The sequence below is a fragment of the Methylobacterium sp. Leaf100 genome (genome assembly GCF_001422845.1).
GTDB lineage: Bacteria > Pseudomonadota > Alphaproteobacteria > Rhizobiales > Beijerinckiaceae > Methylobacterium.
In genome coordinates this window covers 41918-59059 of the sequence record NZ_LMMW01000061.1, presented here as the reverse complement: position 1 = coordinate 59059, position 17142 = coordinate 41918, and the positions used below count along the sequence as shown (strand labels likewise).

Here is a 17142-nt window from a genome sequence, read left to right as displayed (position 1 = left end):
CGGGCACGCGCCTGATTCGGCGTCGGCGTTGAACATCGCTCGAGACGAGGGACTGCGACGTGGACCAGAGAATCACCGGAATGGGCATGGACCACGAACACGACGGGGACGCGCATCCCACGCTGACCGACGAGACGCGCTACCGCCTCGGCAACGCCCTGCGCTCCCTCTACGAGGAGACCTGCGACACGCTGCCGATCCCCGACAGCCAGATCGACCTCCTCCTGCGCCTGCGCCACAAGGAGCGCGACCGCCGCCGGATGGACTGAACGTCCCCGGACTGCGCGGGCCTACCAGCGCCGCGCGCCCGGCTGTCGCCGATATTCCGCCGCCCGGATCAGGGTGAGCACCCGATCGAGGTCGAGCAGGGCTTCGCGCTCCTCGGTGCCGGCCTGCGCGATCGCCTCCGCATTCGTACCGAATTGCTGCTGCTGCTGAACGAGGACGAGCCTGCGCTCCAGGGCCTCGCGCTGCACGTGGAGGTCGAGGAACTCGCCCTCGCCCGGATCGCCCACCGGATCGCCGCCCGACGGCGCCTCTTCGCGGTCCGCTTCGTTCATCGCCATCGTTTCCCCCGAGCCGCATCGTGCCACCACACGGCGCCAAGACACGGTGCTGAGCGCAGGTGTTGCCAACGCACGAAGTCCAAGGACCGTGCCATTCAGCCGCGCCGCCGCGGGGAATGGGCGGGCGCTGTCATCCGTATGTCACGTCGTGGTCATAGAGCCGCACCATCGGGCGGCTAACGGGTCGTGGCGGATCTAGGGCGCGCGGATCGCGCGGGCCCTTCGGTCCCCCCTCCCGCTCGACAGACACGGAGAGCCTCGTGAAACCCTTCGCCTACGCGCTTGCCCTCGGGCTCGCGACCGCCCAGCTCGCCACCTCCGCCCTGGCTGCCGACATCACGGGTGCTGGCGCAACCTTCCCGTTCCCGGTCTATTCCAAGTGGGCCGAGGCCTACCGTAAGGAAAGCGGCATGGGCCTGAACTACCAGTCCATCGGCTCGGGCGGCGGCATCAAGCAGATCCAGGCCAAGACCGTCGATTTCGGCGCCACCGACGCGCCCCTGAAGGGACCGGCCCTCGAGAAGGACGGCCTCGTCCAGTTCCCCACCGTGATGGGCGGCGTCGTCCCCGTGGTGAACATCCCGGGCGTCGAGCCGGGCAAGCTCAAGCTCACCGGCGAGATCGTCGCCGACATCTATGCCGGCAAGATCGCCAAGTGGTCGGATGCCCGCATCGCCAAGCTCAACGAAGGCGTGAAGCTCCCCGACGCCAACATCACCCCGGTCTACCGCTCGGATGCGTCCGGCACGACCAACATCTTCACCACCTACCTCTCCCAGGTCTCCGAGCCCTGGAAGAAGGAGTTCGGTGCCGCCACCACGGTGAGCTGGCCCGTGGGCCAGGGCGGCAAGGGCAACGAGGGCGTCACCGCCACCGTCAAGCAGGTCCCCAACGCCATCGGCTACGTCGAGTCCGCCTACGCCAAGCAGAACAAGCTCAGCCACACCCTGCTCCAGAACAAGGCCGGCAAGTTCCCGCAGCCCGACGACAAGGCGTTCCAGGCCGCAGCCGCCAGCGCCGACTGGAAGTCCGCCCCCGGTTTCGGCATCTCGCTGACCGACCAGGCCGGCGAGGACGCCTGGCCGATCACCGCCGCGACCTTCATCCTCGTCTACCGCGAGCCGGCCGACGCGGCCAAGACCGCCGACGTGCTCAAGTTCTTCGACTGGGCCTACAAGAACGGCGACAAGCTCGCCGTCGACCTCGACTACGTGCCGCTGCCCGACAACGTCGTCGGCCTGATCCACGAGGCCTGGAAGACCATCAAGACCAAGGATGGCAAGCCCGTCTACAACAACTGAGCCCTCCTCCACGGAGGACAGGTGATCCATCGACGGGCCCGGTGCATGCGCCGGGCCCGTCCCATGGGCGAAAGTGGGCCCGGCGACGGTGGGCTCGCCTCGGGGCACGCCGCGCTGTAGACGCCGCAGAGAGAAGAGACGATTTCGGATGGGCGCCTTGACTGAACAGATCTCCCTGACGCGGACCGCCGCTCCGGCCCGGCGCAAGCCCGGCGGCCTCGGCGACACCCTGTTTCGGACCGCCTCCTACGCCTCGGCGATCCTCGTCCTCCTCGTTCTCTTCGGCATCCTCGCCTCCATCGCGTATGGCGGCTGGCCGGCCTTCGCCGAGTTCGGCCCCGGCTTCATCACCTCGAGCGCCTGGAACATCGGACAAGAGCAATACGGTGCCTTCGTCGCCATCGTGGGCACCCTGGCCTCGGCGATCCTCGCTCTCCTCATCGGCGTGCCGCTGTCCCTCGGCATCGCCATCTACCTGACGCAGCTCTGCCCCGGCTGGGCGCGCAAGCCCGTGGCGATGACCATCGAGCTCCTCGCCTCGGTGCCGAGCATCATCTACGGGATGTGGGGCCTGTTCATCTTCGCGCCCCTGTTCGCCCGCTTCGTGCAGATGCCGGTGTCGAACCTCGTGGAGGGGATGCCCATCGTCGGCACCCTGTTCTACGCCCGCGTGCCCTCGGGCGTCGGCATCCTCACCGCCGGCATCATCCTCGCCATCATGATCGTGCCGTTCGTGGCCTCGATCACCCGCGACATGCTCGACCAGATCCCGACGGTGCTGCGCGAGAGCGCCTACGGCATCGGCTGCACCACCTGGGAGGTGGTGCGCCACGTCCTCGTGCCCCAGGCCTCGGTCTCGATCATCGGCGCGATCATGCTCGGCCTCGGCCGCGCCCTCGGCGAGACCATGGCGGTGACCTTCGTCATCGGCAACGCCAACCGCCTCTCGGCCTCGGTGTTCGATCCGGGCTCCACCATCGCGTCCCGCATCGCCAACGAGTTCAACGAGGCCGACGGCCTGCAGCTGAACTCCCTGATGGCGCTCGGCTGCATCCTGTTCGTCATCACCTTCCTCGTCCTGATCGTCGCCCGCCTGCTCGTCCGGCGCGTGAAGGTCGCTTGAGTCCGGCCGGAGACACCACCATGGACGCGCTCAACACCGTCACCGCCGCGCCGCCCCTCCAGGCGAGCCGGGTCCGCTCGGGACGCCGGGTCGCCGACAAGCTGCTCATCGGCGCCAGCACGGTCGCGACCCTCATCGGCATCCTCGTGCTCGGCTCGATCCTGGCCATGCTGATCATCGAGGGCGTGAAGGGGTTCTCGCCGCTCCTCTTCACCGAGCCGACGCCCGGGCCCGGCTCCGAGGGCGGCGGCATCGCCAACGCGATCCTCGGCAGCTTGGTGATGACCTTCCTGGGCATCCTGGTCGCGACGCCGGTGGGCGTCATGGCCGGCACCTTCCTCGCGGAGTACGGCCGCAACTCGAAGCTCGCCGACCTCATCCGCTTCCTCAACGACATCCTGCTCTCGGCACCCTCCATCCTCATCGGCCTGTTCGTCTACACCCTGATGGTGCGGCCCATGGGGAGCTACTCGGGCTGGGCCGGCGCCGTGGCGCTCGCCATCATCGCCACCCCGGTCATCGTCCGCACCACCGAGGACATGCTGCGCCTCGTGCCCTCGACCCTGCGCGAGGCCGGCGCGGCGCTCGGGGCCCCGCCCTCCAAGGTGATCACCGCCATCACGTGGCGCGGGGCCTCCGCCGGCATCGTCACCGGCATCATCCTGGCGCTCGCCCGCATCGCCGGCGAGACCGCGCCGCTCCTGTTCACGGCGCTCAACAACAACAGCTGGTTCTCACCCAACCTCATGGGCGGCGTGCCGAACCTGCCGGTGATGATCTACCAGTTCGCCCTCTCGCCCTACGGCAACTGGCAGCAGCTCGCCTGGGCCGGCGCCCTCCTGATCACCGTCACGATCCTCGCCCTCTCGATCGTGGCCCGCTTCGTCATCAAGAGCGAGCGCGCGCGCTGATCCGCGCCCCGTTCGCCCCGCCCCCGTTCGACCTGAAGGACCCGCAACCGATGAACGCCGCCAACGGGATCACCTCCGCGCAGCTCACCGGCCGCCACAAGGCGGACGAGAGTTCCCCCGTCCGCATCGCCGTGAAGGATCTGAACTTCTACTACGGCACCTTCCACGGCCTGAAATCCGTGAACCTCAACTTCCACGACCGGCAGGTCACCGCACTCATCGGTCCGTCGGGCTGCGGGAAATCGACCCTGCTGCGCACCTTCAACCGCATCTACAGCCTCTACCCCGACCAGCGCGCCGAAGGGGAGATCCTGCTCGACGGCCAGAACGTCCTCGACGCCAGGGTCGACCTGAACGAGCTGCGCTCGCGCATCGGCATGGTGTTCCAGAAGCCGACGCCGTTCCCGATGTCGATCTACGACAACGTCGCCTTCGGCCTGCGCCTCTACGAAAAGCTGCCGAAAGCCGACCTCGACGTGCGCGTGGAGGAGTCCCTGCGCAAGGCTGCCCTGTGGGACGAGGTGAAGGACAAGCTCAAGCAGTCCGGCATGGGCCTCTCGGGCGGCCAGCAGCAGCGCCTGTGCATCGCCCGCACGGTGGCGCAGCGCCCCGAGGTGATCCTGTTCGACGAGCCGACCTCGGCCCTCGACCCGATCTCGACGGGCCGCATCGAAGAGCTCATCGAGCAGCTGCGGTCCGAATTCACCATCGTCATCGTCACGCACAACATGCAGCAGGCGGCGCGCATCTCGCAGTTCACGGCGTTCATGTATCTCGGCGAACTCGTCGAGTTCGGTCCGACCACGCGGATCTTCATGAACCCCGAGAAGCGCCAGACCCAGGACTACATCACCGGCCGCTTCGGCTGATTTCTTGGGAGAGGGGGCGGCTCCTCCGCCGCAGCCCGCCCCACCCCGCCCTGTGGCAGGGTTCCCCGAACGAGACCTGACCGAGGAGTGCGACATGCCCGACCACATCGTCAGTTCCTACGACACCGACCTCGAAGACCTGCGGCGGTCCATCTCCGAGATGGGCGGCATCGCCGAGAAGATGATGACGGAGGCGAGCGACGCCCTCGTGCGCCGCGACGTGCCCCTGGCCCAGGCGGTCATCGCCGCCGATCACCGTCTCGACACCCTGCAGCGCGAGATCGAGGAGCGCTCGATCCTACTCATCGCCCGGCGCCAGCCCATGGCCATCGACCTGCGCGAGACCGTGTCGGCGATCCGGGTCTCGAACGACCTCGAGCGCATCGGCGATCTCGCCAAGAACGTCGCCAAGCGCGTGGTGGCGATCGCGGACCAGATCCAGCCGCAAAAGATCGTCATCGGCGTCCAGCACATGAGCGACCTGGTGCAGGAGCAGCTCAAGGACGTCCTCGACGCCTATGCCAGCCGCGACACCAAGGCGGCCCTCGACGTATGGGAGCGCGACGACGCCATCGACGCCCTGTACAACTCGCTGTTTCGCGAACTCCTGACCTACATGATGGAGGATCCGCGCAACATCTCGTTCTGTACGCACCTGCTGTTCGTCGCCAAGAACATCGAGCGTATCGGCGACCACACCACCAACATCGCCGAGACGATTCACTACCTCGTCACCGGCGCCAACAGCCTGGCGGAGAGCGATCGTCCCAAGAACGACGCTTCGAACTACGCCACGGTGGACATGCCGCCCCTCGGCCTGACCACGGGCGCCTGAGGGGAGCCCTCGTCGAGGGCGCGAAAGACCAAGGGTTCGAGCCCTGCCCGCCCCGCCATGGGTCGGGCGGGGTTCCGGGCCGCATGAGCGGGCGGTTGTGATGAGTACGCGGATCCTCATCGTCGAGGACGAGGAGGCCCTGACCCTCCTGTTGCGCTATAATCTCGAGGCCGAAGGGTTCGAGGTCGATTCCGCCGCGCGCGGCGACGAGGCCGACCTGCGGATGCAGGAGCAGGTGCCCGACCTCGTGCTGCTCGACTGGATGCTGCCCGGCCTGTCGGGGATCGAGCTGTGCCGCCGGATCCGGGCGCGCCGGGAGACCGAGCGCCTGCCGGTGATCATGCTGACGGCCCGGGGCGAGGAGGGCGACCGCATCCGTGGCCTCGGCACCGGGGCCGACGACTATATCGTCAAGCCGTTCTCCGTGCCGGAACTGCTCGCCCGCGTGCGCGCCCTCCTGCGCCGGGCCAAGCCGGCCCACGTGGCCAACCTGCTGGTGGCCGGCGACATCGAGCTCGACCGTCTCAGCCACCGCATCCGCCGCGAGGGCCGCGAGATCCATCTCGGTCCGACGGAGTTCAAGCTCCTCGAATTCCTCATGCGCAGTCCCGGGCGCGTGTTCTCGCGCGAGCAGCTGCTCGACGGCGTCTGGGGGCACGACGTCTACATCGACGAGCGTACCGTGGACGTGCACGTCGGGCGTTTGCGCAAGGCCCTGAACCGGCCCCGGCAGAGCGACCCGATCCGCACGGTCCGGGGCTCGGGCTACTCGTTCGACGAGATGTTCGCCGGCACCGAGTGACGCGCCGGCCGCAAGCGCGGAGCGTGACCCGCTCGGGGTCCCGGCGGCACGACGATCGCGATCGCCTCAGCGAAATCCGCCGACCCTGCGGTCGCGCTTGCGCTCGGCCGCCGGCTGGTAGGCGATCTGGGCGTGGTGGGTGCAGTAGGGCAGGCCGGTGATGGCGCGGTCGCCGCAATAGTGGAAATCGGGCGACGTCGGGTCCCCGAGGGGCCAGCGACACATGGATTCGCGCAGATCCATGATCGTGACCCTGCGCGAGGCCGCCAAGCCCACGGCCTCGATCCGGGCCACGGGCACCGGCGCGGCGCGCGTATCCGCGGGAGCGGGCTGCATCGCGACGACGGATCCGGCCTCGACCGCCGCGGTTCCGGACGGTTCGCTGTCCCGGCCCACGGTCCCGAGCATGGGGGCATCGATCCCGAGCCCTTGGATTTCGGTGTCCCGATGCCCGGTCTCGTGGTCCGCGGATTCCGGTTGTCCGGGCTCCTGGCCCGCGCCCTCGCGGACCGGCTTCTTGCGGGGAAGGGTGTCGGGCCCCTTCGCCACGCGGCCGGACAGGCCGAGACGATGGACCTTGCCGATGACGGCGTTGCGGGTCACGCCACCGAGTTGCGTGGCGACCTGGCTCGCGCTCAGGCCGTCCTGCCACAGGCGGCGCAGGAGATCGACGCGCTCGTCCGACCAGCTCGGAACCGTTTCGGTCATCGCCCCCTCCGACATCGTGCACCGATCACCGCATGTATCACGGGCGCGAAGGACCGGCGGCGGAGCTCCGCAGCGTAAGGTCCCGGGACCGGACAGGTGACGTTCGCCTCGGGCTCTCTTCGGCGACGGTCGAACCGTACAGGAGCGCCCGAGTCCGAGGCAAGAGCGGCCTTGACCGCGTTCGGGCGGGCGACGGGGTTTTCACCGTCAAAGCCAAGTTGGCAAAGCCAAGTTTGCAAACCCAGGTTTGCAAGGACGAGTTCGCAAAGCCGTGCCCGGCTCTCTCCGCCGCGAGGGACTCGCATTGCCGGTGGGTGACGGGCGGCCTATCTGACGGGCAGTCCATGCGTGCCGAACGGTGCGCCGGTCCGACCCCGCCAACCCCCCGGCAGGAGACTTCATGCGTCTGTCCCGCGCCACGGCCTGCCTCATCCTGTCCGCCAGCGGGGCGTCGGCCGCCGAGCCCGTGCCCCTCGCCAGCCACCGCGCGGTCTACGACCTGTCGCTCGCCCAGAGCGGCGGCACCCGGGCGGTGGAGAGCGCGCGCGGGCGCATCGTCATCGATTTCTCGGGCGACGCCTGCAAGGGCTACACGATGCAGACCCGGCAGGTGACGGTGCTGGAAAGCGGCGAGACCGGCAGCCGCACCTCGGACCTGCGCAACACCACCTTCGAGAGCGCCGACGGGCGCAGCTACCGCTTCAAGGTCAGCACTTTGCTCAACGGCACGCCCGGCCAATCCGTGGACGGCACCGCCGAGACGGTGGCCGATGCCCTCAAGGTTCGCCTGAAGGAGCCCAAGCGCGACGGGTTCCAGGCGAGCGGAGAGGTGCTGTTCCCGACGGTCCACATGCGCCGCCTCATCGCGGCGGCGCGCGAGGGCCGGACGACCCTCTCGGTGAAGGTCTACGACGGCACCGACGACGGCCGGAAGGTCTACGACACCCTGGCGGTGATCGGGCGCCCGGCCACGACCGCTTCCGTCAAGGAAGGGGCGCCTCAGGAGGAAGCCGCGGGCGAGGGCGCCGCGAAGCCGAAAGCCGACCGCGACAAGCCCCTGCGCGAGGGGGAGATGGCGGGCATGACCCACTGGCCGGTGACCCTGAGCTACTTCACCGCCGGCGAAGGCGAGCGCACGCCGATCTACGTGCTGACCTTCGACCTCTACGAGAACGGCGTCAGCGGCAACCTGCGCCTCGATTACGGGGAATTCGCCGTGGCGGGCAATCTCAGCCGCCTCGACAAGCTCCCGGCCGCCACCGACTGCAAGTCCTAGAGCACTCTCCGCCGAAGTGGATGCCGGTTCGGCGCAAAAGAGCGCGGCAAAGCGAAGGCCTCGCGATGTGGCCCGACCCAACGCGGTCGGGCGCAGCGCGAGGGCATCGGCTCCCGGAGCGGCGTCGATCCGCCGGCAGGGCGGATGATGCGGAGGCGCCCCTCTCACCGCGACGGGAGTGGCCCGTCCACCGCTCCGATCGATCGGTCGGGCGGACCTGCCTCGAATGGGCGGACGCGGGGCGCCGTCAGACGTCGTCGCCCCGCGTCCCCTGATCCGAAAATCCGTCGTCGAACTCCATGGGCGAGAGTCGGCCCCAGGCCGCCGCGATCCGCTCGGGCGGCACCGCCAGGGCCTCCGCCGCGGCCATCAGGGTGGCTTCGTCGCCCATGACGTGGTCGAGGAGCCCGGCCAGGAATCCGGCATCCTGCGCGCTCGCCCGCAGGGTGTCGGGGGTCACCCCGGTGGCGTTGAGGAAGGGGTAGAGCCGCTCGTCGTCCGTGGCCATCCAGGCGAGGATCGCCAGGGCGAGGCGCTCGGCCGAATCACGGTCATTGGCGGATTTGCGTTTCGTCAACATGTATCCGTTACATCTCATTGCGCGGGCCATGCCTCGAAGAACAATGAGCCGCTCGAACGCCGGGAACAATGGGCCATGACAAAGACGGTGCTCATCGTCGAGGACAACGAGCTGAACATGAAGCTCTTCAACGACCTGTTGGAAGGGCACGGCTACGCAACGCTCAAGACCGCCAACGGGATCGAGGCCATCGAACTCGCCCGCGCCCACCGGCCCGATCTCATCCTGATGGACATCCAGCTTCCCGAGGTCTCCGGCCTCGAAGTCACGAAGTGGCTGAAGGAGGACGACGACCTCAAGTCGATCCCGGTCATCGCCATCACGGCCTTCGCCATGAAGGGCGACGAGGAGCGCATCCGCGAGGGGGGCTGCGAGGCCTACCTGTCGAAGCCGATCTCGGTCGCCAAGTTCCTCGCCACCGTCCGTCAATATCTCGGTGACGGCAAGTCGTCGTGACCCGGCATATCCGTCTGATCGGGCGTGTCCCCTTCGATCCGAACGCGTGAGGACAGATGTCGGCCCGGATCCTGATCGTCGATGATCTCTTCCCCAACGTGAAGCTCCTGGAGACCAAGCTCTCCCTGGAGTATTTCGACGTGCTGGCGGCCATGAACGGCCCGGATGCCCTGGCGATCTGCGCCAAGGGTCTGTGCGACCTCGTCCTCCTCGACGTGATGATGCCCGGCATGGACGGGTTCGAGGTGTGTCGCCGGCTCAAGAACGACCCCAACACCGCCCATCTGCCCGTGGTGATGGTCACCGCCCTCGACCAGCCCTCCGACCGCCTGCGCGGCCTCGATGCCGGCGCCGACGACTTCCTGACCAAGCCCATCGACGACATCGCCCTGTTCGCCCGCGTGCGCAGCCTCGTGCGGCTGAAGGCGGTGACGGACGAGCTGCGCAGCCGCGCCCTGGCCTCCCGGGATTTCGGCATGGGCGACCCCCTGGCGCTCGCCACCGCCGAGACCGGGCAGAACGCCACGATCCTGCTGGTGGAGGACCGCGCGAGTTCCGCCGACCGCCTCGCGACGGCGCTCGGCCAGCACCACAGCGTCACCGTCGAGGCCGATCCGCACAAGGCCCTGGTGCTGGCCACCGAGGGCGGTTTCGACCTCGCCCTCGTCAGCCTCGATCTCGCCGATTTCGACGGCCTGCGCCTGTGCAGCCAGCTACGGTCCCTCGACCGGACCCGGGCCATGCCGGTGGTGATGATCGCCGAGCCGCACGACAAGGCGCGCGTGGTGCGGGGCCTCGATTTCGGCGTGCACGACTACCTCATGCGCCCCGTCGACCGGAACGAGCTCGTGGCCCGCGTCCGCACGCAGGTGCGCCGCCGCCGCTTCTCCGATACCCTGCGGGGCGCCGTCCAGGCCTCCATGGAGCTGGCGATCATGGACGGGCTCACGGGCCTGCACAACCGGCGCTACCTCGACAGTCATCTCGGTGCCCTGTTCGCCGAGGCGGCGCTGCGCGGCCGCCCGGTGGCGACGCTTATGCTCGACATCGACCGGTTCAAAACCATCAACGACACCTGGGGCCACGAGGCCGGCGACGAAGTGCTGCGCGCCTTCGCCGATCGCATCCGCACGCACACGCGGGGCATCGACATCGTCTCCCGTTACGGCGGCGAGGAGGTGGTGATCATCCTGCCCGACGCCGAGGCACCCGAGGCTCACGCCATCGCCGAGCGCATCCGCGAGCGGATCGAGGCCGTGCCGTTCTCGATCCAGCGCGACACCCGGGCCATCGGCGTCACCGTGTCCATCGGCGTGTCCTGGCGCCGGCCCGAGGACGTGGGACCGGCCGACATGCTCAAGCGCGCGGACCTCGCCCTCTACCGGGCCAAGAATGCCGGCCGCAACCGCGTCGAGGCGGCGGCGGCCTGAGCCTCAGCCCGTCTCGGCCCCGCCTTCCTGCAGCCACCCCTCGCGCAACCAGGTCACGGCGCCCCCGAGACCGGCCACCCACCAGGCCTGCCACGCGCCGTGCTCGACGAAGGCGACCGCCGCCGCCGCGCCGAGGAGGCCGAGCGCCGTCACCGCCTGGAAGCGGGGCATCGCCGCGATGGCGCGGAGCGTCAGGAACAGGAGGGCCGCCATCAGTCCGGCTCCGATGACCCCGAGTTCGGCCCAGACTTGCAGGAAACTGTTGTGCGGATGGCCCACCGCCAGCATCCGGTGCCATTCCGGCGCGATGCCGTCGGCCGCGGGCGTCCAGGCGAAGCGCCCGGCCGTGCCGTAGCCGGCCCCGCGCCACGGATCGGCTGCCACCGCCGCGCCGAAGCTCCGCGCGATGGCGACGCGCGCCCGCGAACTGCTCTGGACGAGGCGCTCATGGGCCGCCTCCGGCATCAGGCGATGGAGGAGATCGCCCTCCACGGGGCTGAGCGCCACCGCCAGCGCCAAAGCGACCCCGGCGAGGCCGAGGCCGGCACGCCGGGGCAGGCCCCACGCCGCCAGGGCCATGCCGGTGCCGGCGAGGAGCCCGAGGGCGGCGGCGCCGCTCACGGAGCGCAGGATCGCGACGGCGGACACGACCCCGATGAGACCGGCCGTCAGCCGGTGCCCACTGCGCAGGAGCAGGGCGACGAAGGGGCCGGCGACCAGCAGGATCGTCAGGGCCGGGCGGTTGTAGATGAAGTAGGCCACCCGCGTGCCCAGCGCCTTGCGCAGAGCGAGGTCGGTCGCGAGGTCCGCCACGAGAACCAGCCCGGCGAGGCCCAGCATCCAGGCGGCGGCCATGGCCGTCCCGGGCGGCATCCGGCCCGGTGCGAGGCGTGCCAGCAGGTAGGCGGCCAGGAGGGTGGGCCCGAACTCGCCGGTCGTGCGCCAGGACAGGGTGGGAAACGGGCTCCAGGCGATGGAGACGAGGCACCAGCCGAGGAAGGCGAGGGCTGTGAGCCCCGCTCCCGTGCGCAAGGGGGCCGCGAGGGTAGTCCAGGCGGCGCGCCGATCCTCGATCAGGGTGGCGGCGAGGAAGAGGAGGGCGGCAAGCCCGATCACCGCCGGGCTCGAGCGGTTGGCCGCCACCATCGCCAGGGGGAGGGCGGCCAGGGCGAGGGCTCCGGTGCCGCGCAGGCGCTCGCCGAGGGACATGCGCGGGGACATGCGCGGGAAGAAGCCTGATCGCACCGCGGCGCCGAGGCGCCTTACTGAAGCTGGTGGCCGCGCTTCACCATCTCGGCCCGCACGCGCACCATGACGTATTCGGAGACCTCCTGGGTCCAGCCCTGCATGGCCTGGACGATGCCGTCGAGAACCTGGGGCTGGGTCTCGACGTAGCGCTTGCCGGCGGGCGACCGGAAGAAGGTGGCGATGTCGGAGAGTTCGGCCTCGGTGAGGCGGGTGGCGTAGATGCGCGCCGCCGTGTCGATCATCGCCTGCTTCTGCAACTCCATCTCGGGCTGGAGACCGACCAGCACCTCGTCGAGGTCCTTGCCGAGTTCGGGCCGCGTCACGGCGTTCTGCCGGATCTGCTCGCTGAAGGCCGGGATGATGGAATCGAACGAACGGGCGATGCCCGAACTCAGCATCACCTCGCGGGCCAGCGCCATGTGCGACGGGGCGAAAGCCGGGGCCTGGTTGTTCGCCGCCGGTGTCGCGGGCGCCGGGGGCGCGGGCTTGGCCGGCGTGGCCTTCTGCGGGGCGGCCGGCTTCTGCGGCGCCTGGGCGTGGACCGCCGGGGCGATCAGGAGCGCGGCGCCCGCCAGTGCGGCGCGCAGGGCGTGGGAGCTGGAGGCCAGGGGGCGAAACATGGAGGAGGCTCCGGGAAGTCTTCGACGATGCGGGTCGGGCGAGGGATCGGGCGAGGGATCGGGGATGGGTCAGACGGCGCCGAGGCAGGTCACGTGCGCCGTCCCGTCCCGCGCCTCGGCCAGGATCGCCCCCGTGGCGAGGCCGAGGAACAGGCCGTGCTCGACCACGCCGGGCACCGCCCACAGGGCGGCCGAGAGGGCCTCGGGATCGGGGATGCGCTCGAGATGCGCGTCGAGGATGTGATGGCCGCCATCGGTGCGGAGCGGTGCCCCGTCCGCGCCCGTGCGCAGGACGATCGCGCCCGCGCAACCGGCGGCCGCGACGGCCGCCTCCACCGCGCGCCGCGTGGCGCCGAGGCCGAACGGGTTGACCTCGATGGGCAGCGGGAAGGCGCCGAGGGTCGCGACGCGCTTGGCCGCGTCGGCGATCACCACCATGCGGCGGCTCGCGAAGGCGACGATCTTCTCGCGCAGGAGGGCGGCGCCGCCGCCCTTGATCAGGCGCATGTGCCCGTCGATCTCGTCGGCCCCGTCGATGGTGAGATCGAGCTCCGGCAGCTCCTCGAGGGTGGCGAGCCGGATGCCGGCGGCCTCCGCCGCGACCCGCGTCGCCTCGGAGGTCGGCACGCCGACGACGTCGAGGCCGGCGCGGACGCGGACGCCGAGCAGCTCGATGAATGCGTTGGCGGTGCTGCCGGTGCCGATCCCCAAGCGCATCCCGTCCGTCACGAGGGCGACGGCCCGCTCGGCGGCGGCGCGCCGCAGGTCGGACCCGCTCATGCCGAACGTCCGGGGGCCGGTCGTTCGGCGGCGACGGGACGGCTCGGGACGGCAGGGCGCATGGAACGGGCTCGGGGCTTCGGGCGTCGGCAGGCCCTAGCACGGCTGACCGCGCCGTCAAACGCGACGCGGACGAGCGCGATCAAGGGCGCGCGGAACCACCTTGGGGGGGCGTCACGCTCGGGCTCGCCCGGCCGGGGACGGGGCTCGCCGCTTCCTCCGGTCCGGTGGGATTGGCCTGCGCCGTGCAGACCACGGCCTCCTTTTGGAGCTGGACGTAGCAGATGCTCATCTCGCCCGTGCGATAATTGACCCGGAACACCCCCGCCTCGCGGGTGTGGCGGGAGGCGACGAGGCCGTATTCGGAAGGCGCCTGGGCGCTCGCACCCTCGCCGGCGCCGTAGCACACGGTGAGGCCGACGCTGCCGACCGCGCCCTCGCGCAGGCCGTACTGGCACGAGGTGACTTCGCCCGTGACCTTGTCGACCCGGTAGACCCGGTTGAGGTCGATCTGCGGCGCGGGCACGAACTCGTAGGAGCTCGCCCAGGCCGTCGTCGTCAGGAGGGCCAGCAGCCCCACCGCGCGGAAAAGGTGTGAGGCCTGTTGGGTCAGACGCATGTGGGTCAGACGCATGGGTGTCCCGATGTCTCGGTTTTGAGGATCGCGCGAGCGTTAGCGCCGCCTTGCGGCGCAACCGTGGCCCCGCGCCAGCGTCTTGCCCAAACCGCACATCCGCGCGGGCGTCTTGCCCCTGCCGCGCGGCCCCGATAGCGCTTGGCCCCGATCTCCAACGCCGAGCCCTCGCAGAAAGCCAGCCCATGTCCGCGCCGAGCCGATCCCCGTCCAGCCTGCCGCCCATCGCGGTGTTCGACCTCGACGGCACCCTGGCCGAGACGGCGGGCGACCTCGTCGGAACCCTCAACGCCATCCTGGCGCAGGAGGGCCTGAAGACCCTCGACCTCGCGCAGGCCCGCGACATGATCGGCGCCGGCGCCAAGGCGTTGATCCGGCGCGGGTTCGAGGCATCCGGCACGGACCTCGACGACGACCGCCTGGAAGCCCTGTTCGTGGCGTTCCTCGATCATTACGGCCGCCACCTGTGCGACCATTCCCACCTGTTCCCGGGCGTGACGGAGGCCCTCGACACCCTCGCGGCCCGGGGCTTCACCCTCGCCGTGTGCACCAACAAGGTCAAGGCCCACGCCCTCACGCTCCTCGAACTCCTCGGGGTGTCGGGGCGCTTCTCCGCCATCTGCGGCCGGGACACGTTCGCGCATTACAAGCCGGACCCGCGCCATATCACCCTCACCATCGAACGCGCGGGCGGGGACCCCGCCCGTGCGGTGATGGTGGGCGATTCGCGCGCGGACATCGACGCGGCCAAGGCCGCCGGCATCCCGGTGATCGCGGTGCCGTTCGGCTACACCGACCTGCCCGTCGAGGCCTTCGGCCCTGACCGGGTGATCGCGCATTTCGATGAGCTGGTGGCGGCCGTGGAGGCGCTTGTGCCGGCGGCGCGGGGATAATCCGAGCCCGAATGGCCCCAGCCAAACCTGTTCATCCCGAGGGGCCGCCTCGGGATGAGGACCCGAGATGGATCCGGCCCGGACAGCCGATCACGCACGGCATGGCGGCGAAATCTGGTGTATGGTGTGTTTTCGATGGAGGAAATGGTGGGCGGTACAGGGATCGAACCTGTGACCTTCCCCGTGTGAAGGGGACGCTCTACCGCTGAGCCAACCGCCCGCTGCCATTCTTGCCAGTTCGCGTGGTCGGCTCTCGCGAGCAGACCAAGGGTCGAAGCGAACGGCGTTCCGTGGGCGATGCCGCCGGAACCGAGGGCGTTCTAGGGCGCGGCCCCCCGGCCCGTCAAGGCGGGAATTTCACCGGGTGAGGTTTTCACGGACGGGCCGCCACGGCGACCTCGCGCCGGGTGCCGAGGCGCATCAGGACGATGACGGGCACGAGGCCGACGAGGACGATGAGGAGGGCCGCGACCGTGCCGTCCTCGTAGGTGCCGCGCGCGGCCTCGCCGTAGAGGTGGGTCGCCAGGGTCTCCACGTTGAGGGGGCGCAGGAGAAGGGTCGCGGGCAGTTCCTTCACGCAATCGACGAAGACGAGGAGTGCTCCACTGAGCACCGCCGGCCAGGCCAGGGGCCACTGCACCCGGGCGAGGGTCGCGGCGGGTCCGCGCCCCAGCATCCGCCCGGCGTCGGGCAGGCTGCGCGGGATGCGGCCGAGCCCGGCCTCGCAGGTGCCGACGCTGACGGCGAGGAAGCGGATGAGGTAGGCGATCACCAGGGCGCCGCCGGTGCCGAGGCCGATGAGGGCGGGGGCGGCGCCGAACAGGCGCGTCAGCCCCTCCGACAGGATCGTGTCGGCCAGGGCCAGGGGGCCGAGCAGCCCGATGGCCAGGATGGCGCCCGGCAGGGCGTAGCCGAGGCCCGTCAGCCGGACCATGCCGCGCCCGAGGCGGCCGGGCAGCAGGCGGGGGGCGGCCGCGACGAGGAATCCGATGCCGGCGGCGAGCCCCGTGGCGAGGCTCGCGTACAGCACGGTGTTGCCGATCTCCGGCAGGATGGTTGCGGGCCAGCCGGTGCGGGCGACCCGCGCCACGGCCGCGTGGACGAGATAGCTCGCCGGAATCACGAAGCCGAGGGTGACCGGCACGAGGCCGAGCGCGAGGGCCGCCCAGCCGCGCCAGCCGCGGAGGGGCCGGCGAGCGAGGTCGCGCGGGCGCTGGGCGGTGCCGGCGAACCCCCGTCCCCGCCGGGCCCAGCGCTCGATCGCCACGAGGCCCAGGACGGCGACCAGCATCACCAGGGCGATCTGGGCGGCGCCGGGCAGATCGGAGCGGTTCACCCAGGTGGCGTAGACCTGTACCGTCAGGGTGCGGACGCCGAGGAACTCGGCCGCACCGATGTCGTTCAACGCCTCCATGAGGGCGAGGCTGGCGCCGAGCGCGATGGCCGGGCGCGCCAGCGGCAGGGCGACGCGCAGGAACACCGAGGCGGGGGGGCGCCCGAGCATCCGCCCGGCCTCGATGAGGTTGGCCGCCTGCATGAGGAACAGGGCGCGGGTCGGCAGATAGACGTAGGGGTAGAGCACGAAGCCGAGGAGCAGGATGCAGCCCGGCAGGGAGCGCAGTTCCGGCAGGACGAAGTCGCGGGGGCGGGCGTAGCCGAGCCATTCCCGCAGGGCCGTCTGCACCGGGCCGATCGGGTGCATGAGGTCGAGATAGGCGTAAGCGACGATGTAGGTCGGCACCGCCATGGGCAGGAGCAGGCCGGCTTCGAGCCAGCGCCGCCCGGGGAAGGCGTAGGCCGAGACGAGCCAGGCCGCACCTGTGCCGAGCACCACCACGAGGATGCCGACGCCGGCGAGCAGCAGGCCGGTATCGACCAGGGCCCGAGGCAGCACGTGGGCGAGGAGGTGCGGCCACAGGGTGCCGTCGCCCCGGGCCGCCGCGAGGACGAGGGACGCGATGGGGCTGAGGACCAGGGCGGCCAGCGCCAGGGCGGCCGCGGCCCAGCCGAGGGTCCGGGGCCACGCCCGCGCCACCCGTCCGGTGGGGCTTGGCACCGCCAATGCCCCGACGTCGATCGCCGGCGCGGCCCCTTTCATGGCTGCTTGACC

19 protein-coding genes and 1 tRNA gene are annotated in these 17142 nt (G+C 70.4%); 11 read left to right on the top strand and 9 right to left on the bottom strand.

What is annotated here, in order from left to right:
* Positions 1 to 86 precede the first annotated feature (86 nt).
* Entirely contained in the window at positions 87 to 269 is a 183-nt protein-coding gene (locus ASF25_RS18915; protein ID WP_244473096.1) for a hypothetical protein, read from the top strand.
* Between the two features lie 21 nt (positions 270 to 290).
* Here ASF25_RS18915 and ASF25_RS18910 read toward each other — a convergent pair whose 3' ends face one another.
* Positions 291 to 560: a hypothetical protein gene (locus tag ASF25_RS18910; protein WP_244473095.1), complete on the bottom strand. Its 270-nt coding sequence runs from the start codon at positions 558 to 560 to the stop codon at positions 291 to 293.
* Positions 561 to 826: 266 nt separating this feature from the next.
* Between ASF25_RS18910 and pstS the strand changes: the two genes are divergently transcribed.
* The 6 genes from pstS to phoB all read left to right on the top strand — a co-directional run bounded on the left by pstS (position 827) and on the right by phoB (position 6407).
* On the top strand, positions 827 to 1867 hold the full coding sequence (gene pstS / locus ASF25_RS18905; RefSeq protein WP_056306448.1) for a phosphate ABC transporter substrate-binding protein PstS: 1041 nt from the start codon (positions 827 to 829) through the stop codon (positions 1865 to 1867).
* A 148-nt stretch (positions 1868 to 2015) separates the two neighbouring features.
* Complete coding sequence (pstC, locus tag ASF25_RS18900; protein ID WP_056165877.1) at positions 2016 to 2990, top strand: phosphate ABC transporter permease subunit PstC; 975 nt, start codon at positions 2016 to 2018, stop codon at positions 2988 to 2990.
* A gap of 20 nt (positions 2991 to 3010) precedes the next feature.
* Entirely contained in the window at positions 3011 to 3901 is an 891-nt protein-coding gene (gene pstA, locus ASF25_RS18895; RefSeq protein WP_056165880.1) for a phosphate ABC transporter permease PstA, read from the top strand.
* Between the two features lie 50 nt (positions 3902 to 3951).
* Positions 3952 to 4770 carry a phosphate ABC transporter ATP-binding protein PstB gene (pstB, locus tag ASF25_RS18890; RefSeq protein WP_056165883.1) on the top strand — a complete coding sequence of 273 codons (819 nt, stop codon included), beginning with the start codon at positions 3952 to 3954 and terminating at the stop codon, positions 4768 to 4770.
* Positions 4771 to 4864: 94 nt separating this feature from the next.
* Positions 4865 to 5605 carry a phosphate signaling complex protein PhoU gene (gene phoU / locus ASF25_RS18885; RefSeq protein ID WP_056165889.1) on the top strand — a complete coding sequence of 247 codons (741 nt, stop codon included), beginning with the start codon at positions 4865 to 4867 and terminating at the stop codon, positions 5603 to 5605.
* Between the two features lie 100 nt (positions 5606 to 5705).
* Positions 5706 to 6407, top strand: coding sequence for a phosphate regulon transcriptional regulator PhoB (gene phoB, locus ASF25_RS18880; RefSeq protein ID WP_056165894.1), 702 nt, complete (start codon positions 5706 to 5708; stop codon positions 6405 to 6407).
* 66 nt (positions 6408 to 6473) lie between these two features.
* Here the strand turns inward: phoB and ASF25_RS18875 are convergent, their stop codons facing one another.
* Complete coding sequence (locus ASF25_RS18875) at positions 6474 to 7115, bottom strand: GcrA family cell cycle regulator (protein ID WP_056306447.1); 642 nt, start codon at positions 7113 to 7115, stop codon at positions 6474 to 6476.
* Between the two features lie 400 nt (positions 7116 to 7515).
* Here ASF25_RS18875 and ASF25_RS18870 point away from each other — a divergent pair, with 400 nt between their 5' ends.
* Entirely contained in the window at positions 7516 to 8391 is an 876-nt protein-coding gene (locus ASF25_RS18870) for a cell envelope integrity EipB family protein (RefSeq protein WP_056165900.1), read from the top strand.
* A gap of 247 nt (positions 8392 to 8638) precedes the next feature.
* Here ASF25_RS18870 and ASF25_RS18865 read toward each other — a convergent pair whose 3' ends face one another.
* Positions 8639 to 8971: a DUF3572 domain-containing protein gene (locus ASF25_RS18865; protein WP_056165903.1), complete on the bottom strand. Its 333-nt coding sequence runs from the start codon at positions 8969 to 8971 to the stop codon at positions 8639 to 8641.
* Between the two features lie 75 nt (positions 8972 to 9046).
* On the opposite strand from ASF25_RS18865, the gene ASF25_RS18860 reads away from it, so the two are divergent.
* Entirely contained in the window at positions 9047 to 9427 is a 381-nt protein-coding gene (locus tag ASF25_RS18860) for a response regulator (RefSeq protein WP_056165906.1), read from the top strand.
* 56 nt (positions 9428 to 9483) lie between these two features.
* The gene (locus tag ASF25_RS18855) at positions 9484 to 10857 is read left to right on the top strand and encodes a PleD family two-component system response regulator (protein WP_056165909.1); all 1374 of its coding nucleotides are present in this window, start codon (positions 9484 to 9486) and stop codon (positions 10855 to 10857) included.
* Between the two features lie 3 nt (positions 10858 to 10860).
* On the opposite strand, the gene ASF25_RS18850 is transcribed toward ASF25_RS18855, so the two are convergent.
* The 4 genes from ASF25_RS18850 to ASF25_RS18835 all read right to left on the bottom strand — a co-directional run bounded on the left by ASF25_RS18850 (position 10861) and on the right by ASF25_RS18835 (position 14139).
* Positions 10861 to 12078 (bottom strand): O-antigen ligase family protein, encoded by a 1218-nt coding sequence (locus ASF25_RS18850; RefSeq protein ID WP_056306446.1) that lies wholly within the window; start codon positions 12076 to 12078, stop codon positions 10861 to 10863.
* 41 nt (positions 12079 to 12119) lie between these two features.
* Positions 12120 to 12725 (bottom strand): DUF2059 domain-containing protein, encoded by a 606-nt coding sequence (locus tag ASF25_RS18845; RefSeq protein ID WP_056264992.1) that lies wholly within the window; start codon positions 12723 to 12725, stop codon positions 12120 to 12122.
* 69 nt (positions 12726 to 12794) lie between these two features.
* Positions 12795 to 13505: a ribose-5-phosphate isomerase RpiA gene (gene rpiA / locus ASF25_RS18840; RefSeq protein ID WP_056306445.1), complete on the bottom strand. Its 711-nt coding sequence runs from the start codon at positions 13503 to 13505 to the stop codon at positions 12795 to 12797.
* Positions 13506 to 13647: 142 nt separating this feature from the next.
* Positions 13648 to 14139, bottom strand: a complete 492-nt coding sequence (locus ASF25_RS18835) for a hypothetical protein (protein WP_082478766.1) — start codon at positions 14137 to 14139, stop codon at positions 13648 to 13650.
* A gap of 185 nt (positions 14140 to 14324) precedes the next feature.
* On the opposite strand from ASF25_RS18835, the gene ASF25_RS18830 reads away from it, so the two are divergent.
* Positions 14325 to 15032: an HAD family hydrolase gene (locus tag ASF25_RS18830; RefSeq protein ID WP_056306444.1), complete on the top strand. Its 708-nt coding sequence runs from the start codon at positions 14325 to 14327 to the stop codon at positions 15030 to 15032.
* Between the two features lie 145 nt (positions 15033 to 15177).
* Here the strand turns inward: ASF25_RS18830 and ASF25_RS18825 are convergent.
* A tRNA-Val gene (locus tag ASF25_RS18825) sits at positions 15178 to 15252 on the bottom strand.
* Between the two features lie 153 nt (positions 15253 to 15405).
* Positions 15406 to 17130, bottom strand: coding sequence for an iron ABC transporter permease (locus ASF25_RS18820; RefSeq protein ID WP_082502943.1), 1725 nt, complete (start codon positions 17128 to 17130; stop codon positions 15406 to 15408).
* Between the last annotated feature and the right edge of the window lie 12 nt (positions 17131 to 17142).

Coding starts and splice junctions, on each gene's coding strand:
- ASF25_RS18915 (WP_244473096.1), top strand. CDS start 87: ATGGACCACGAACACGACGGGGACGCGCATCCCACGCTGACCGACGAG.
- ASF25_RS18910 (WP_244473095.1), bottom strand. CDS start 560: ATGAACGAAGCGGACCGCGAAGAGGCGCCGTCGGGCGGCGATCCGGTG.
- pstC (WP_056165877.1), top strand. CDS start 2,016: ATGGGCGCCTTGACTGAACAGATCTCCCTGACGCGGACCGCCGCTCCG.
- pstA (WP_056165880.1), top strand. CDS start 3,011: ATGGACGCGCTCAACACCGTCACCGCCGCGCCGCCCCTCCAGGCGAGC.
- pstB (WP_056165883.1), top strand. CDS start 3,952: ATGAACGCCGCCAACGGGATCACCTCCGCGCAGCTCACCGGCCGCCAC.
- phoU (WP_056165889.1), top strand. CDS start 4,865: ATGCCCGACCACATCGTCAGTTCCTACGACACCGACCTCGAAGACCTG.
- phoB (WP_056165894.1), top strand. CDS start 5,706: ATGAGTACGCGGATCCTCATCGTCGAGGACGAGGAGGCCCTGACCCTC.
- ASF25_RS18875 (WP_056306447.1), bottom strand. CDS start 7,115: ATGACCGAAACGGTTCCGAGCTGGTCGGACGAGCGCGTCGATCTCCTG.
- ASF25_RS18870 (WP_056165900.1), top strand. CDS start 7,516: ATGCGTCTGTCCCGCGCCACGGCCTGCCTCATCCTGTCCGCCAGCGGG.
- ASF25_RS18865 (WP_056165903.1), bottom strand. CDS start 8,971: ATGTTGACGAAACGCAAATCCGCCAATGACCGTGATTCGGCCGAGCGC.
- ASF25_RS18860 (WP_056165906.1), top strand. CDS start 9,047: ATGACAAAGACGGTGCTCATCGTCGAGGACAACGAGCTGAACATGAAG.
- ASF25_RS18855 (WP_056165909.1), top strand. CDS start 9,484: ATGTCGGCCCGGATCCTGATCGTCGATGATCTCTTCCCCAACGTGAAG.
- ASF25_RS18850 (WP_056306446.1), bottom strand. CDS start 12,078: ATGTCCCCGCGCATGTCCCTCGGCGAGCGCCTGCGCGGCACCGGAGCC.
- ASF25_RS18845 (WP_056264992.1), bottom strand. CDS start 12,725: ATGTTTCGCCCCCTGGCCTCCAGCTCCCACGCCCTGCGCGCCGCACTG.
- rpiA (WP_056306445.1), bottom strand. CDS start 13,505: ATGAGCGGGTCCGACCTGCGGCGCGCCGCCGCCGAGCGGGCCGTCGCC.
- ASF25_RS18835 (WP_082478766.1), bottom strand. CDS start 14,139: ATGCGTCTGACCCACATGCGTCTGACCCAACAGGCCTCACACCTTTTC.
- ASF25_RS18830 (WP_056306444.1), top strand. CDS start 14,325: ATGTCCGCGCCGAGCCGATCCCCGTCCAGCCTGCCGCCCATCGCGGTG.
- ASF25_RS18820 (WP_082502943.1), bottom strand. CDS start 17,130: ATGAAAGGGGCCGCGCCGGCGATCGACGTCGGGGCATTGGCGGTGCCA.